Origin of the sequence: Kribbella speibonae (genome assembly GCF_004331375.1) — a bacterium.
GTDB classification, from domain to species: Bacteria; Actinomycetota; Actinomycetes; order Propionibacteriales; family Kribbellaceae; genus Kribbella; species Kribbella sindirgiensis.
In genome coordinates, this window is record NZ_SJKC01000003.1 from 1100282 (window position 1) to 1116856 (window position 16575).

Here is a 16575-nt window from a genome sequence, read left to right on the forward strand (position 1 = left end):
CCGGAAATTCATGGGATTAATCCTCGTCATCACGACGGAGGGCTGATGAGCGACCTGGTGAGCGCTGATCCGGCCGGCGGTCAGTGGCTGGTGTACGACCGTCCGGCGGCGAGCTGGCTCGAGGCGTTGCCGCTCGGCAACGGCCGGATCGGCGCGATGTGCTTCGGCGGTACCGGAACCGATCGGATCGGGCTGAACGACGAGACGCTGTGGTCGGGTGGTCCGGAGACCGCGCGACTGCTGTCGACGCCGCTCGGTGCGACCGGAGCCGATGCCGTTCAAGACGTGCGGGACGCCCTGTTTGCGGGTGAGGTGCGGCGCGCCCACGAGCTGGCGCGTGGTTTTCACTCCGGCTACTCACAGGCGTACCTCCCGCTCGGTGACCTGCTGCTCGAGCTGACGCGCGACGGCAGCACGCCGGCGGGCGACGTGACGCAGTACCGCAGGATGCTCGACCTGGACGCGGCGGTCGCCACAGCGGAGTACGACGTCGGCGGTGTCACTGTGCGCCAGAACGTCTTTGTCAGTGCGCCTGCCGGAGTGCTGGTCGTGCGGCTGACGGTCTCCGAACCTGTACTGGAGCTAACCGGACGGCTGACGTCGAAGCTACGGTCGAGGCCGTACGGCGACCTCGGTCTGCTGCTGCAGGCTCCCGCCGACGTCGCCCCACCGCACCGCGACGTACCCGAGCCCGTGCGGTACTCCGATGGCGCGGATCGCGGAATGGCGGCCGCCATCGCGGTGCGGGCCACGAGCGACGGTGAAATCAGCACCACCGACGCCGCCGTCACCGCCCGCGACTTCACCGAGCTCACACTGTTCCTCGCGACCGGGACGGGGTACGACGGGCCGTCCAAGGCACCCGTACGCACGGCCGAGGAATGCTGGACGATCGCGGACAAGACGGCACGCGCTGCTGCGGAACGCCCGTACGCCGACCTGCTGGCCGAGCATCAGCAGGACCATCGCCGCCTGTTCCGGCGGTCGTCGCTCGAGCTGCCCGTGACGGCCGCCGCCGAACTGCCGACCGACGAGCGCGTGGCGCGATCGAGCGAGTCCGACGATCCGGCGTTGGCCGCGCTGCTGTTCAACTACGGCCGCTACCTGATGATCGCGAGTTCACGACCCGGCGGACTGCCGACGAACCTGCAGGGGATCTGGAACGAGATCCTGCGTCCGCCGTGGAGTTCGAACTTCACCGTCAACATCAACACCGAGATGAACTACTGGCCCGCGGAGACAACCGGGCTGCCGGAGTGCCACGAACCCCTGCTCAGGTTTATCGATCATCTTGCCGAGGCGGGGCGCCGAACCGCCCAGGAACGGTACGGCTGCGCCGGCTGGACCGCGCACCACAACACCGACGCCTGGTGCTGGACGAATCCGGTGGAAGGGGATCCGCGCTGGTCGAACTGGCCGATGGCCGGCGCCTGGCTGGTTCGTCATGTGTGGGACCACTACGAGTTCACCGGCGATCTCGCGTTCCTCGGTGAGTCCTGGCCTGCGCTGAGAGGTGCCGCGGAGTTCTGTCTCGACTGGCTGACCGAGCTACCGGACGGCAGCCTGGGTACGGCGCCCTCGACCTCGCCGGAGAACGACTACCTCGCGGCCGACGGGCAGCCCGCCTCGGTGACCGTGTCGTCGACGATGGACCTCGCGCTGATCTCCGACCTGTTCCGCCAGGTCGAGGACGCCGCGGAGCTGCTGGATGTCGTGGATCCGCTGCTCGCCGACCTGTCCACCGCACGGAAACGGCTACCCGATCCGTCGATCGGCGCCGAAGGGCAGCTGCAGGAGTGGGCCGCCGACCTGCCCGAAGAGGACCCGCACCACCGGCACATGTCGCATCTCGTCGGCCTGTACCCGGGCGAGGCGATCACTCCGGACGGAACGCCGGAGCTGGCCGCGGCGGCGCAACGAACTCTCGACCTGCGCGGCGACGAGGCGACGGGATGGTCGCTCGCCTGGAAGATCTGTCTCCGCGCGCGGCTTCGCGACGCCGCCGCGGCGCATCGTCTGGTCCAGGCGTTCCTGCGTCCCGCCGACGACTCGGCGACCGGTCGGCCCGGCAGCGGCGCGGGTGTCTACCCGAACCTGTTCTGCGCGCATCCGCCGTTCCAGATCGACGGCAACTTCGGCGTGACCGCTGGCATCGCCGAGCTGCTGCTGCAGAGCCACACCGGCGAGATCGAGCTGCTGCCCGCGCTGCCGCAGGCCTGGCGCAGCGGCCGGGTCACCGGCCTCCGGGCGCGCGGCGGCGTGGTCGTCGACATCGCGTGGACACCCCACGGGACCGAAGCAGTCCTGACCGCCGACCGGGACCAGGAACGCACGGTCCGGCACGGCAACGACCAGGTGCGGATCCGGCTGACCGCCGGCATCGGGCACCGCGTGCACACGGCATGACCACGAGCACGGACGAGGAGGTTCCATGGCAACGCTGACAACAGTCCGACCGCCCGCGGGTGAGCTGCCGAACCGGCCGAAGAGACGGCGCCGGCGGGAGCGCCCCGGAATCAAAGGCTTGCGGCGTAGCCTTCGACGGCACTGGACGATGTACCTGCTGATGGTCGTGCCGCTGATCTGGTTCGCCGTCTTCAAATACATCCCGATGTCGAACGCGGTTCTGGCATTCAAGAGTTTCAACGTGACCAAGGGCATCTGGGGAAGCCCTTGGGCCGGCTGGCAGAACTTCGAGCTGTTCTTCCACAACCCGGTGTTCTGGACCCTGGTGAAGAACACGTTCCTGCTGTCGGTCTACACCGTCGCGGCCAGCTTCCCGATCGCGATCATCCTCGCCTTGGCGCTGAACGAGATCCGCACCGGTCTGTTCAAGAGGACCGTGCAGCTGGTCACGTACGCGCCGTACTTCATCTCCACCGTGGTCGTGGTCTCGATGACGATCCTGGTGCTGTCGCCGCGGCTCGGCATCGTCAACGAAGGTCTGGGGTTCTTCGGCGTCCCGGGGATCGACTTCCTCGGGAACCCCGACTACTTCCGGCACATCTACGTCTGGTCGGACGTGTGGCAGACCACCGGGTACTCCGCGGTGATCTATCTGGCCGCGCTGTCCGGGATCGACCCGGCGCTGCACGAGTCGGCCAGGATCGACGGCGCCACCCGGTTGCAGCGGATCCGGCACGTGGACCTGCCGGGCATCATGCCGACCGCGGTGATCATCCTCGTTCTTGCTGTCGGCAACATCATGGCCATCGGCTTCGAGAAGGCCTTCCTGCTGCAGAACCCGCTCAACCTGAGCGAGTCGGAGATCATCGCGACGTACGTCTACAAGACCGGTCTGCTGAACGCCGACTTCAGCGGGGCGACCGCCATCGGGCTTTTCAACTCGGTGATCAACCTGGTCCTGCTGCTGATGGTCAACACGATCGCCAAACGGGTCACCGGGAACGGATTGTGGTCATGAGCGTCCAGAGCGAAACCAGAACGATGCCGGGCAAGAGGGCCGAGCGGCGGGCGGCGCGCGCACGCCGGATCCGCGAGCCGCGCACGGACCGAATCTTCTTGTTCTGCGTGTACCTGCTGCTGGTGGTGTTCTTCGCGGTGGTGCTGCTGCCGCTGCTGTACGTTCTGGCCAGCTCGTTCAGCAGTCCCGCGGCGGTGTCGTCGGGGCGGGTGCTGTTCTGGCCGGTGGAGTTCTCGTTGCGCGGATACCACGCGGTCTTCGAGAATCCGCAGATCGTCCAGGGGTACCTGAACTCGTTGTTCTACACGGTGGTCGGCACGATCGTCAGCGTCACCATGACGATCGCGATCGCGTACCCGCTGTCGCGCCGGACGCTCGTCGGCCGCAATGTCGTGATGACGCTGATCCTGTTCACGATGCTGTTCACCGGCGGCCTGATCCCGACGTACCTGGTGGTGCAGTCGGCCGGTCTGCTGGACACCCGGTGGGCGCTCATCATCCCGCAGGCGATCGGTGTCTGGCAGGTCATCATCGCCCGCACCTACTTCCGTACGGCGATCCCCGACGAACTGGTCGAGGCCTCCCAGCTGGACGGCTGCGGCGACCTCAGGTTCCTGTGGTCGGTGGTCATCCCGTTGGCCAAGCCAATGATCGCGGTGGTCGCGCTGATGTACGCGATCATGCAGTGGAACTCGTACTTCGACGCCCTGATCTACCTGAAGAACCCGGACCTGTTCCCGTTGCAGCTCGTCCTGCGCAACATCCTCATCCTGAACACCACCGGCGGCGGGGCGGTCGACGCCTCCGTCGTGATCCAGCGCCGGGAACTCGCCGATCTGCTCAAGTACTCGCTGATCGTGGTCGCCAGCGTGCCGGTGCTGCTCATCTACCCGTTCGTCGCCCGCTACTTCACCAAGGGAATCCTGATCGGCGCCGTCAAGGGCTGATCCCGGTACCACCTCCGTATCACCTCAACCCTGTGAGGGACGTCATGTCTGGAAAACTCAGTACGCGGAGGCGTGCCGCGATCGTCGGCACCAGCCTCCTGGCACTCGCTCTCGTGGCCTGCTCCGGCAGCGGATCGAACGACGACCCGGCGAGCAAGCCGTTGCCGACGATCACCGGGAATCCCGCGACCACGTTGAGCGTCTTCGCCCCGCAAGCGGCCGACTGGAACCTGGCCACGAACGACTTCACCAAGCTGGTGAAGGACAAGTTCAACCTGACCATCAAGTGGCAGACCACGACGTTCGACGGTGGACCGGCCAAGGAGAAGCGGCAGATCTCGCTGGCCAGCGGTGACTATCCCGCGTTGTACCTGCTGATCCCGTGGGTCGACCAGTTCAGCACGGTCGAGCTGCTCAAGCTCGGCAACCAGGGTGTCGTCCTGCCGCTGAACCAGTTGATCGACCAGTACGCGCCGAACATCAAGAAGGCTCTGGATGCCACTCCGGAGTGGAAGGCGATGGCGACGGCGCCGGACGGCAAGATCTACGGTATGCCGCAATGGGTGGACTGCTTCCACTGCTCGTACCAGGGCAAGCTCTGGATGAACTCGGCGTGGCTGAAGAAGCTCGGGCTGCAGCAGCCGAAGACGACCGAGGACATGCGCAAGGTGCTGGAGGCGTTCAAGACCCAGGACCCCAACGGCAACGGCAAGGCCGACGAGATCCCGCTCAGCTCGTCGGTCGGCAACAGCATGCTCCCGTACTTCATGAACGCCTTCATCTACAACCCGCAAGGTTCCGGCACCAACAACGCCTCGACGCTGGTGCTGAACAACGGGAAGGTCGACCTCCAGGCGAACAAGGACGGGTGGCGTGAAGGCCTGCGGTACCTGAACTCGCTCTACAAGGAAGGCCTGATCGACAAGGGCGCCTTCACCCAGAACGGGGATGCACTCTTGCAGCAGGGCAACCACAGCGGCTCGGTCGTCCTCGGTTCCTCGACCGTGCTGCACCCGGGTCAGTTCGTCAACACCGGTTCGGCGGACGGCAGGGACAAGCAGTACGACGCCGTACCGCCACTGACCGGACCTCAGGGCGCGAACTTCGCCGGTTACAGCTTCCCGAGCGTGCCGGGCGGCACCTTCGTGCTGACGAACAAGGCGACGCCCGAGCAGCAGATCGCGGCGATCAAGCTGCTGGACTACATCTTCACCGACGAGGGCCAGATCAACGGCCAGTTCGGGCTGGAAGGCAAGGGCTGGACCAAGCCGGCCGCCGGCGACGTCGCGCTCGACAAGTCGCTGAAGCCCGTGTTCAAGCAGATCCCGCAGAAGCCCGGCACGCCACCGCGGAACACAGCCTGGCAGGCGCTCGCGCAGTACAACAACACTGCCCAGTTCCGGAACTCCGAGGCCATCGGCACGGACATCTACTCCCAGGCGGGGTACGAGCGGAAGCTGTTCGAGGCGACCAAGCTGTATGCCGGCCACGAGGACAAGGCCCAGATCTACCCGTTCTGGAAGGTGTGGATCGAGCCGGCCCAGGCCACCGAGGTCGCGACGCTGCAGACCAACATCGAGAACTTCGTGCAGCAGAACGCCCTGCAGTTCATCACCGGGTCCAAGAACCTCGACTCGGACTGGGACAGCTACGTCAAGGGTCTCGACGGCCTCGGTCTCAAGCGCTACCTGGAGATCCAGCAGACCGCGTACGACAAGGTTCCCAACAAGTAGATGGAGCGACCAATGTTCGAACCGACCTTCGAGTCCCTGACCACGTTCGAATGCCCTGACTGGTTCCGGGACGCGAAGCTCGGGATCTGGTCGCACTGGGGTCCGCAATCGGTGCCGCGGTACGGCGACTGGTACGCGCGCAACATGTACCGGGAGGGCAGCGATCAGTACCGCTATCACCTGCGGACCTACGGTCACCCGTCCGAGGTCGGCTGGAACGACGTCGTACCGCTGTGGAAGGCCGAGAAGTTCGACCCGCACGACCTGATGGACCGCTTCGCGGCGGCCGGTGCCCGCTACTTCGTCGCGCAAGCCGTGCATCACGACAACTTCTTCAACTACGACTCGAGCGTGAACCCCTGGAACTCGGTGAAGGTCGGTCCCGGCAAGGACATCGTCGGCCTCTGGAAGGCCGCCGCCGAGGAGCGCGGTCTGCCGTTCGGCCTCACCGAGCACCTCGGCGCCTCGTTCACTTGGATGAAGGCAACCGAGGGCGGTGTCGTACCGGATCCGTGGTACACCGATGATCCCGGCTGGCACGCGTACTGGCTCGAGGCGGTCACGGAGATGATCGACCGGTACGAGCCGGATCTGCTCTACTCCGACGGTCCGTTGCCGTTCGGCGAGGCGACGTACGCGCCGGGGCTGCAGGCTGTCAGCCACCTGTACAACACCAGCGCGCGGATCCACGGGACGAACCGGGCCGTGTACCAGCAGAAGGACCGGAGCCCCGAGGTGAGCGCGGTCGGGCTGATGGACATCGAGCGCAGCCAGACGCCCGGGATCCATCCCACGCCGTGGCAGACCGATACCTCGGTCGGGGACTGGTTCTACAACGTTCGCGACGTCTACAAGACGGCCGGCCACGTCGTCGAGTTGCTCGTCGACATCGTGTCCAAGAACGGCAATCTCCTGCTCAATGTGCCGCAGCTGCCGGACGGCACGATCGACGCCGAATGCGCGCACATCCTGGATGAGCTGGGTGCCTGGACCTCGGTGTGCGGCGAGGGCATCTACGGCACGCGGCCCTTCCGGGTGTTCGGCGAGGGACCGTCGAGTGTGCTGATCAAGGGCTTCACCGAGGACCGGGTGCGGTGGACGAGTTCCGACTTCCGCTTCACCCGTCGGGACAACACCGTCTACGCATTCCAGCTCGCCTGGCCCGCCGACGGCCGTGCCGTGATCCGCAGCTTCCTGGACGAATCAGTGACAGGAGTACGACTGCTCGGTCATGGTCCGGTCGCCTTCGAGCAGGCCGAAGGCGTCTTGGTCGTCCGGCTGCCCGAGACCGCTCCGGTGGCCGTCGCGAACTGTCTGGCTGTCGAGATTTAGCTGCGGTCGATCCAGTTGGAGCCTCCGGGGCGGTACTGCGAATCGCACAGGGAGCTGTCGCCGGGCTGCCAGGTGTTCAGGTAGAGGAGGTTTCCGTCGGGGTCGGACAGCACCCAGACCGACGGCGCGCCCTGGTCGCTGACCAGGGTGCCGCCGACGGCCAACGCCGCGTCGATCCGTGGCCGCACCTGAGCCGGGTCGACCCACAGGTGGGGATGCCAGACGCGCTGTTCCGATCGTGCCTCCGCGGTCCGGAACCAGATCATCGGCAGTCCTCCGCGGGGGTCACCGACGTCGCCCCAGGCCTCGGTGCCGATGACATGCTCGGAGTTGAACACGGCCGCCCAGAACGGCGCGATCTTGGCGTAGGCCGGCGTGTCCAGGCCGAGTTCGATATGGGTGAGGCTGCCGCATTCGAGTTCGGCACCCGCGGCCGCGACGATGTCGGTGACCTGACGAGCCAGCGTCACGTCGGTTTCGGTCACGCCGCCGCCGTCGCGGCTGGACAGCCGGACATCGACCTGAAAGGCCCGCAGATCAAGGTCGGCGTGGTGGCCGAGCTCCTCGGCAGCCTTCCCGATCGACTCGACGATCCGCAGCCCTTGAGTGAAGTTCTCGGTGTGGATGCGCGTTTCCAGGCCGCCCTGCCCGAACGACAGCAGCAGGGTCCAACCGTCGAGTTCCGCAGCGGCGATCTGCTGGCCGGTCAGCACTTGTGTGGTCATGGGTGCGACCGTACGCAACAATACCGGCCAGCCGTATGTCCTGTTTTCCTGCTAATTTTGCAAGATGCGCGCCGAGCGTCTGGTGACCATCGCGCTGCTGCTGCAAGCGCACCGAAAGCTGACCGCGCCCGAGCTGGCGCGACGCCTCGATGTGTCCGAGCGGACGATCCGGCGTGACCTGGACGCGTTGCTGCTGTCCGGCCTGCCGCTGTATTCCGAACGCGGTCGCGGAGGTGGTTGGGCATTGCTCGACGGACCTGCGATCAATCTGTCGGCGCTCACCGCGCAGGAAGCGCAGGCACTGTTCCTGGTGACCGGGCCGGAGCTGCTGGCCGGCCTCGGGCTGGAACAGGGGGTCACCTCGGCGGTCCGCAAGCTGCTCGCGGCGCTCCCGGCGGACACGCGCGAGCAGGCCGACCGAACCCGGCAGGCCATCCACATCGACCCCACGCGCTGGGGCGGGACCGCACAACCGGCGCCTGCCACGCTGGTGCCGTTGCGGGACGCCGTCATCGCCGGAGTCCAGGTGGACCTCACCTACGCCCCACCGGGAGTCGATGCGACGGTGCACCGCGTCCATCCGTACGGCTTGGTGTCCAAGAGCGGTATCTGGCATCTTGTCGCCGGCGCGGACACGGGTCTGCGGACGTTTCGCGTCTCCAGGATCGTGAACGCCGAAGCCACCACCAAAGCCGTCGAACGGCCCGACGACTTCGACCTCGTCCGGGCCTGGGAGGACGTCAATCGCCGCCATGTCCCGTGCTGGTACAACCGCGTCGAGGTGGTGTTCCAGGTTCGCCCGGAGGATCTCGGTCGCGTCACCTCGGTGCTTCCGGAGGACGCCCAGCCCCGGCCGATCGACACCGACACCGGACCGGCCCGCCGGTTCACGGCAACCTTCAGCTCGGTCCGCGAGGCGGCCTGCGAGCTGATCTACCTCGGCGACGGCGTACAAGTCCTCGAACCGGCCTCCGTCCGCGCCGAACTGGTCCGCATCGGCCACCGCCTGATCGCCACCCACACCCCGAAATGGTGAGCCGGCGTCAGACGGAGTCGCGGATGATGAGCTCGGTGTTCTTCCATGGCCGCGGCGCCGGAGGCCTGGGTGTAGTCGCCGTGCGCGATCAGGCGCGCGTCCGGCGTACCGACCACATCGTGATAGCCGGCCAGCCGGTCGACTCCGCCGGGGGTGTCGACCGGGCCGGTGATGATGCCGATCGTCCGGCGGCCGCGGGCGCGCAGCACTGGAACGCGGCCGCGTACAAGGCCCGGCTATGGCAATCCATCCCCGCCCTCACCGTAACGACCGGCCACATCGAGCTCGGCATCTACTCCGACGCCAACGCCAACAACTGGATCCGAGCCGACGACTTCTCGCTCACCCGCTCTTAACCCCCTGATCGCCGGCCGTCGCGCCCTCCGTGGTGTGTGTCAGGACGCGACGGCCGGTCCGACTCGGCAAGCACGTCAGGCGTCGGCTGGTGGGGAGAGAAATGGTCGCTCCGTGCACCTTTGTTTCCCCGCACTTGGGGTACTGCGCCGATGCCGAGCAGCGATCCTGCCCTGCCGGACGACAGATCGCGCGGGCCACCCAGACCGCACCCACACGGACAGCACAAGAGCCGCAGGTTGGCGGGTCGAGCTGTGAGTCGCCGTCGGACCCACCTGTGGTACGAGGTGCCCGCAGGCCGGGGCGGTTGAGCCCGGTTCCTCAGGCGGTTGGCGCGGCCAGCAGGCGGCGTACGTCGGTGGCTTCGGGGGAGCCGACGCTCTCGAAGCGGGTGAGTGCCTCGGTGAGGTGGTGCTTGTCGGACTGGGCCTCTCCCAGTACATGGTGAGCGCGCGCCGTACCGAGACAGGAGCTGGTTTCCTGGTGGATGGTCAGCGCCTGCGTGCCGGATTCGATGGATGCGGCGGTGTCGCCGAGGGCCAGTTGGGCGCGGGCGAGGACGGTGAACGCGTCACCCTCCTGCAGCCGATCCGCGCCGGCGGCGACGCGGATCGCTTCGCGGGCCAGCGACTCCGCGGTCGCGAACGACGACTCGGCGAGCGCGAGGAGGGCCAGTCCGCGGAGCGCGTGCGCGCGGTACTCGCGGAGCAGGCCCGACGCGGTCATCGCCAACGACTGCTCGAGTTCATCCCTCGCTGCGGCGTGGTCCCCGAGCACGAGGTACGAGATTCCCAGTTCGTTGCAGATGTGGATCTGCACCCGCAGCAGGTCGAGCTCCTCCGCACGCCGGGCGGCCGCGGTGAGCAGGCTGATCGCCTCGTCCACACGACCTGAGTCGCGGTACCAACTGGCCCGCATGTACTCCAGGACGCAGCGCCGGGCCCCGTCCTGGACCTGCTCGATCAATCGCTCACCGTGTGCGAAGAGGCTGTCGATCCCCTCCACCTGGCCGATGGTGATCCGGGCGTGGCAGACGTTCAGCAGCCCGGCGAGGGTCAGCGACGGCGTCCGCTCACCAGACGTCTCGACCATTCGCTCGTACGCGCGGAGCGAACCATGGAGGTCGCCCTGTGCGAATGCCGCGTTGCCGAGGTGGAGGAGCGTCAGCGTCAGTCCCGTTGCGTCGCCCGCCCGCTCCTGACGGTCCCTGGCCTGCGACAGGTACTCGATTGCGGCTGCCGCGTCGTCGCTGCGCAGGTGGACGACTCCAGCGATGTACCGCGCATAACCTGCGACGACCGCGTCGCCGGAGTTCTCGGCGGCGGTGAGCATTTCGCCGATCAGTTCGCCCGGCATCGGCCGGCCCAGAGAACTCCACAGACCGCCGGTCTCGCCAAGGGCGAGAGCGATGGCCTGCTGGTCGGCTGCCGCCCGCGCCGTCGCGACCACGATCTCGAAGATCGACAGCACCTCGCGGATGTGTCCGCGCCGCTCCATGTCCGCGATCACGCCGACCGCAAGATGCCAGCACCAGTGGGCCGGGCCGTTGTCCGCGCACATCCGGATCGCCGCGGCGATGTTGTCGAACTCGGCCTTCAGCCAGGCGACCGCCTCGCGTTCGGACGACAGGCTGACCTGCGGTACGTCGGGCAGCGGCGGGAGCGGCGCCTGGAGACGCCAGGAGATCAGGAACCCTGCCGCTGCCTCCTTGCCGAGGTAGTACCAGGTGCAGAGCCGGTTCAGAGCGTCCGCGCGATCCGCGTCCGAATCCGCGTGGGCACGCTGTTTCGCGTAGTCCCGCACCAGGTCATGGAATCGGAACCGGCCTGGTGCATGCTGCTCCAGCAGGTGCGCGTTGGACAGCGCGCGTACGGCGGTGCGCGCGTCGGTGATCGTTGTACCGCCGAGGGACGCGAGCGCGTCGACGGTGAAGTCGATGCCCGGAATCAGTCCGGCCAACCGGAACAACCGTCGTACGCCGGGCTCGAGGTGCTGGTAGGACAGGTCGAACGCCGCAGCGACAGCGGACTCCTCGTCGTCGTCCAGAGCAAGGACGGTCAGGCCCTGATCGTGGAGTTCAGAGACGTAATCGGCCACGGAGCGACGCGGCTCGTCGGCCAACTGCGCGCCCGCGATCCGCAGCGCGAGGGGGAGGCCGGCGCAGACCTGTGCCAAGGCCGCGACGTGCTCGGCTTCGGCCGTCGCTCGCTCCCTGCCGATCAGACGGCCCAGGACGGCGCGAGCAGCCTCGGGTTCGAGTGTGCCCAGGCTGATCCGCTCCGCGCCCTCCCGGGCGACGAGTCCGGACAGCCGGTGCCGGCTGGTGATCAAGGTCAGGCAGCCGGGAGTTGCCGGCAGCAACGGACGGACCTGCTCGGCCGATCTCGCGTTGTCCAGCAGGACAAGGATCTTCCGGCCGGCGATCAGGGATCGGTACTCGGCGGTGGCCTCCTCGACCGAGCCGGGGACCCGGCTCGGATCCGCGCCCAATCCACGCAGCAGATGTCCCAACGCCTCGAGCGGCTCGAGAGCAGGGACCGAGGAATGCCCGCGCAGGTCGAGATAGAGCTGGCCGTCGCCGTACCGGTCGACGACCTGCTGTGCGTAGTGAACTGCCAGCCCGGTCTTCCCAACACCCGCCATGCCGGCGATCACCACCAGGCCGCCGGCATCTCCGGCCTGATCCAGCTCGTCCCGTTCGGCTGCGCGACCGAAGAACGCACCGGGCGCCGGCGGAAGCTGTGCGGGTTTCGGCGCACTGACCGGTGTCGCCACGGCGACCCGCGCCGGTTTCGGGTCGTCCAGGCTCGGGTCTTCCGATCGGATCGACGCGTACAGCTCGCGGAGCTCACGTCCGGGCTGGGTCTTGAGGTCGCGGGCGAGTCGCCGGTGTGCGGCCCGGTACGTCGCCTCGGCTTTCGACTGCCGGCCCGACCGGTACAACGCGAGCATGAGCTGGCCGGTGAGCCGTTCCCGCAGCGGATACCCGGCGACGAGGTCGGTCAGCTCCGGCACGATCTCCCGCGCCCGGCCACGTCCGAGCTCGGCGTCGTACAGCTCCTCGCAGGCAACCAGCCTGGCCTCGGCGAGCCGCCGCGCCTCCGGACCCACCACCTGAGCCTCGTCGACATCGGCGTACGGCGTGCCTCGCCAGAGCTCCAGTGCCTCCCGGAAGGTCGTCGCGGCCCGGTCCAGCTCGCCGGACTCCGCGGCGGCGCGCCCCGTGGAGTGCCGATCTGCGAAGACAAGAGCGTCCAGTTCATCCGGGGCGACGTCCAGAAGGTAGCCGCCGGACACACCGCGCAGGCGATCGGGACGGTCGAGCACCTGTCGCAGCCGGTGCACATGGAGCTGGAGATTGCTGCCGGGTCGCTGCGGTGCGTCCGGTCCCCACAAGGCTTCCACCAGGGTGTCGACGGCAACCGATCGGTTGGCCCTGACCAGCAGCACGGCGAGCAGCCGCCGACGCAGCTCCGAGACCGGACGTACCCCCTGACCGTCGACGACGGCCTGAACCGCCCCGAGCACCTCGAAACGCAAGCCCACCTCCGGAGTCGAGCCCCCATCATCGGTGATGAAGAGGTCCCTCGACCCCGCAAGTGGCGTCTCTCACCTCGCCCGGTACCACCCCTCCTGGTCCGGGCGGTGACCATCTCCGGGAGTTCTCGCGCGGTGGAGGTCAGTCGGCGACGACGCCGTACCACTTTCCGTAGCTGTAGAACTTGAAGTAATACTCGGTGTTGTCCTTCACGTTGGTCGCGATCTCGTACCAGTCGGACCCTCGGACGTTCGTCCAGTGGCCCTGGCAGCCGGCGGTCTTGAAGCACACCTTGATGGCACGCACGTTCTGGTCGTACCAGGGGTTCCCCTTCAGGTTGATGTCCTGGCATCTGCTGCTCGTTTTGAGGTAGCCGCTGGCAGGGAACCGGAGGCTGCCGCTCGGCAGCGTGACGTCCTGGTAGTTGCCGCCGTCGATACACTCCGCGGCCTGGGCCTTGCCCGGGTGGGTGACGCCGACGGCCACGAACGCCGTGGTGGTCAGAGCCAGCACGCCGAGAATCGCCTTGAGCCTGGTGCTCAGGGTGCGCATAGTGAAAACGCTCCTTGTCATGAGTTGTCATCGCGAGCCCCCGACGCTAGCCACGGCTACTTTCCGACCGCTTTCTGCTTGCTTTCCGGGCGGCTCCCGGTGGTCCTCGCTGTCTCTACGCTCCGGTGCCATGCAAAGGAACGCGCGTGCGGGGGTTCTCGCGGCGATCACCTCGGTGGTGCTGCTCGTCGGTGTGCTTGGGCCCTGGGTGGGGTCCGCCGAGTCGGATACGGGGAATCCGTCCGACTCCGAGTTCTTCGGGCTCCTCGACTACGCGGGCGTGGCCGGGCTCAAAGGTGTCAAAGCGGCCGTCGACGCGAAGGACTACCCGCGGGCCAAGCGCGAGCTCCTCACGTACTACCGCATGCGTCCGGCCAACGACGCCGGCAAGTTCACGCATTCGGACTGGCCTGGGGCGCTCGCACTGACGCCGGACCACATCTGGACCCTCGGCACTGGCGAGGTCTACCGGGCCACCGTTCGATTCGGCACGCAGGTATCGACGGTCACGGTCGACGTCACCGCCGCGGTGGCGGGCAGTACCGCGGGGTTTCTCCTGATGAGCCGGATCAAGGAGCCGGTCACGGCGTACGTGAACAGCCGGGAGAACGGCTCGGGGAAGCCTGCCTTGCGGTTGACCCTGAACGACGGATCCGTACGCACGCTCAGCCCGACCGCGGACACCTACATCAAGGCAGGCGGTGAGGCGGGTACGGCGTACGGCAGCAAGTACCCGTTGCAGGTACGGGACCAGGGCAACGGACCGTTCACCGCCGAGACCCGGAAGGCCTATCTCCAGTTCGATCTGCGCGGCACCTCCGGCGTACAGAAGGCGGAGCTGTCCCTGACTGGGCGTGCGGACGCGGCCAAGGACGTCATGGTGTTCAGCAACGCCGAGGTGTTCGGCGAGAGCACCAGGACGTGGAACAACACCGTGCAGAACACGCTGTCGTGGCAGGGCGACCCGGGAGGCTTCTCCTGGACGCCGCCGACCGGTGCCGACAACGAGTACAACTGGCAGCTGACCCGCTTCTACTTCGCCGGACCGCTTGCGCGGGCGTACGGCAGCTCTCACGACGAGAGGTACGCCGACGCACTGATCGGCCTGATGACGGACTTCATCAGCGATGCGGACGGGTACAACTCGCCGTACGGCGCAGGCTCGTACCCACGCAGCCTCGACACCGCACGGCGGCTGGAGAACTGGGCAGCGGCATACGAGGTCCTGCGCACCAGCCCCTCGCTGGACGCCGACGAGAACTTCCGGATCCTGAAGACCATGTACCGGTCGGGCCTCTTCCTGCGGGAGAACGTCAACGCCAGCCCGAACTGGATGCAGACCCAGAAGCTCGCCCTGCTCCGCGCCGCCGTCTACCTGCCGGAGTTCACCGCCGCGCGAAGCGCCCGCGACAACGCCACGGACTATCTCGCCCAGCAGCTCACCGACTCGACGTACGCCGATGGCGGGTACAAGGAGGCCACCAGCTCCTACACCCGCGCCTACGTCTCGCAGTACGTCGACATCGTGGAGTTCATGGAGGCGCACGGCATCGCTTTCCCGGCGAAGGACAAGCTCCGCAAGCTCGGCCACTTCGTGATGGACCAGACGCTCCCGAACGGGTACGGCGCGAACTACGGCGACGGCGGCAGCGAGGACCAGCGGTCCACCCTGCGCCGATTGGGGGAGCTGGTCGGCGACACCGAGCTGACGTACGTCGGAACCTCCGGCGCCGCCGGCACCGAGCCGGCGCATCGTTCTGCGCACTACCCGGACACTAGAGTGGCCGTCAGCCGGTCGGGCTGGAGTGCGGGCGACTCCTACCTGCGGTACAACCTCGACCGGGGTCCGCACAGCCATCCGGACGAGCTGTCGCTCACCGCATACGCGCACGGCCGCGAACTGCTGCCGCACACGGGTACCTTCAGCTACAGCTCGGATGCCCGGTCAATGTGGTTGCGGAAGAGCACCGAGGCACAGAACACCATCGAGATCGACGACAAGCCGCAGGACTCCACGGCTGCCGGCGCTGTCACCCATTTCGTCGACAACCCGGCGTTCGATCTGATCAGCGGCAACACCGAAGGCTCCACAGGTGCTTGGCATGCCAGGTCTGTTCTGTCGTTGCCCACCGGCGGGTGGCTGGTCTCGGACCTGCTCAAGCCGCGGGACACCGCTATCCATCGCTATGAACAGAACTGGCACTTCCTGCCGGATGCGAACCTCGCGCTGAACAGCACGTCCAAGGCGGCGACCACGGCGTTCGGGTCGGGCGCGAACCTCACCGTCGTGCCCGCGGATCCGGCGAAGCTCACTGCCTCGGTGCGCAACGGGTACTACTCGCCGGTGCTCTACCGGGTCAGTGACGCGAAGTACTCGTCGTACGTGAAGCAGCTCGCGGGCCAGACGACGTTCGACACCTTGCTGCTTCCGTCGCCGGCCGCGGCGGACGGCGCCGTCCGGATCAACAGGCTGCCGGTCGGAACGCTGACGCCGGATCTGGCGACCGCACTGGACATCCGGTCCGGCGACGGCAGCAGGGCGACGTACTACAAGTCCTGGACCGCAAAGTCCGCCCGCACCTTCGGGACATACGCCTTCGACGGGACGCTGCTCTACGCAAAGGACACTGCCAATGGGCAGCTCCAGTCGATCCTGTTGTACGACGGCTCGACGGTCCAACGCGCCGGGACCGTCCTGCTCAAGTCGCCGACAGCCGTCAAGGACGTGGCGGTCACGTACTCCGCTGACGGCTCCACGATCCGCATCGACGGCCACAACCTGACCGCCGCCACCGACCCGGGCAAGGCGATCGCCATCACCGCGCCGAACGCAACCCAGGTCCTCCTGAACGGCACCCGGGTCAACTTCACCCGCAGCGGGTCGACCGTCTACGCCGCCGCGCCCGCCTGAGCAGAACGACTCGGTTCCGCGGC

The 16575-nt window shown here is 67.3% G+C and carries 11 protein-coding genes; 8 read left to right on the forward strand and 3 right to left on the reverse strand.

The genetic code is table 11. The features are described 5' to 3' along the window. Positions 1–45 precede the first annotated feature (45 nt). Genes E0H92_RS26590 through E0H92_RS26610 form a run of 5 tightly spaced genes read left to right on the forward strand, consistent with a single transcriptional unit; the run spans position 46 to position 7436 of the window. A complete protein-coding gene (locus E0H92_RS26590; protein WP_131498061.1) occupies positions 46–2406 on the forward strand; it encodes a glycoside hydrolase family 95 protein in 2361 nt (786 codons plus the stop codon). 25 nt (positions 2407–2431) lie between these two features. Continuing rightward, positions 2432–3424: an ABC transporter permease gene (locus E0H92_RS26595; protein WP_131498062.1), complete on the forward strand. Its 993-nt coding sequence runs from the start codon at positions 2432–2434 to the stop codon at positions 3422–3424. After that, positions 3421–4371 carry a carbohydrate ABC transporter permease gene (locus E0H92_RS26600; protein WP_238152458.1) on the forward strand — a complete coding sequence of 317 codons (951 nt, stop codon included), beginning with the start codon at positions 3421–3423 and terminating at the stop codon, positions 4369–4371. Before E0H92_RS26595 ends, E0H92_RS26600 begins: the two co-directional genes overlap by 4 nt. A 44-nt stretch (positions 4372–4415) precedes the next feature. After that, entirely contained in the window at positions 4416–6104 is a 1689-nt protein-coding gene (locus E0H92_RS26605) for a type 2 periplasmic-binding domain-containing protein (protein WP_131459568.1), read from the forward strand. 12 nt (positions 6105–6116) lie between these two features. Then, positions 6117–7436, forward strand: a complete 1320-nt coding sequence (locus E0H92_RS26610; protein ID WP_202873821.1) for an alpha-L-fucosidase — start codon at positions 6117–6119, stop codon at positions 7434–7436. On the opposite strand, the gene E0H92_RS26615 is transcribed toward E0H92_RS26610, so the two are convergent. Further along, on the reverse strand, positions 7433–8161 hold the full coding sequence (locus E0H92_RS26615) for a 4a-hydroxytetrahydrobiopterin dehydratase (protein WP_131498064.1): 729 nt from the start codon (positions 8159–8161) through the stop codon (positions 7433–7435). The genes E0H92_RS26610 and E0H92_RS26615 overlap by 4 nt on opposite strands. Positions 8162–8225: 64 nt before the next feature. On the opposite strand from E0H92_RS26615, the gene E0H92_RS26620 reads away from it, so the two are divergent. Then, a complete protein-coding gene (locus E0H92_RS26620; RefSeq protein ID WP_131498065.1) occupies positions 8226–9197 on the forward strand; it encodes a helix-turn-helix transcriptional regulator in 972 nt (323 codons plus the stop codon). 23 nt (positions 9198–9220) lie between these two features. Beyond that, positions 9221–9553, forward strand: coding sequence for a hypothetical protein (locus E0H92_RS26625; RefSeq protein ID WP_131459564.1), 333 nt, complete (start codon positions 9221–9223; stop codon positions 9551–9553). A 319-nt stretch (positions 9554–9872) separates the two neighbouring features. Here the strand turns inward: E0H92_RS26625 and E0H92_RS26630 are convergent, their stop codons facing one another. Both E0H92_RS26630 and E0H92_RS26635 read right to left on the reverse strand, forming a co-directional pair. Next, entirely contained in the window at positions 9873–13097 is a 3225-nt protein-coding gene (locus E0H92_RS26630; protein WP_238173597.1) for an AfsR/SARP family transcriptional regulator, read from the reverse strand. Positions 13098–13230: 133 nt separating this feature from the next. After that, entirely contained in the window at positions 13231–13641 is a 411-nt protein-coding gene (locus tag E0H92_RS26635) for a hypothetical protein (RefSeq protein ID WP_131459563.1), read from the reverse strand. A 130-nt stretch (positions 13642–13771) separates the two neighbouring features. On the opposite strand from E0H92_RS26635, the gene E0H92_RS26640 reads away from it, so the two are divergent. After that, positions 13772–16552 (forward strand): heparinase II/III family protein, encoded by a 2781-nt coding sequence (locus E0H92_RS26640; protein ID WP_165550004.1) that lies wholly within the window; start codon positions 13772–13774, stop codon positions 16550–16552. The last annotated feature ends 23 nt before the right edge of the window (positions 16553–16575 follow it).

Coding starts and splice junctions, on each gene's coding strand:
- E0H92_RS26590 (WP_131498061.1), top strand. CDS start 46: ATGAGCGACCTGGTGAGCGCTGATCCGGCCGGCGGTCAGTGGCTGGTG.
- E0H92_RS26595 (WP_131498062.1), top strand. CDS start 2,432: ATGGCAACGCTGACAACAGTCCGACCGCCCGCGGGTGAGCTGCCGAAC.
- E0H92_RS26600 (WP_238152458.1), top strand. CDS start 3,421: ATGAGCGTCCAGAGCGAAACCAGAACGATGCCGGGCAAGAGGGCCGAG.
- E0H92_RS26605 (WP_131459568.1), top strand. CDS start 4,416: ATGTCTGGAAAACTCAGTACGCGGAGGCGTGCCGCGATCGTCGGCACC.
- E0H92_RS26610 (WP_202873821.1), top strand. CDS start 6,117: ATGTTCGAACCGACCTTCGAGTCCCTGACCACGTTCGAATGCCCTGAC.
- E0H92_RS26615 (WP_131498064.1), bottom strand. CDS start 8,161: ATGACCACACAAGTGCTGACCGGCCAGCAGATCGCCGCTGCGGAACTC.
- E0H92_RS26620 (WP_131498065.1), top strand. CDS start 8,226: ATGCGCGCCGAGCGTCTGGTGACCATCGCGCTGCTGCTGCAAGCGCAC.
- E0H92_RS26625 (WP_131459564.1), top strand. CDS start 9,221: ATGATGAGCTCGGTGTTCTTCCATGGCCGCGGCGCCGGAGGCCTGGGT.
- E0H92_RS26635 (WP_131459563.1), bottom strand. CDS start 13,641: ATGCGCACCCTGAGCACCAGGCTCAAGGCGATTCTCGGCGTGCTGGCT.
- E0H92_RS26640 (WP_165550004.1), top strand. CDS start 13,772: ATGCAAAGGAACGCGCGTGCGGGGGTTCTCGCGGCGATCACCTCGGTG.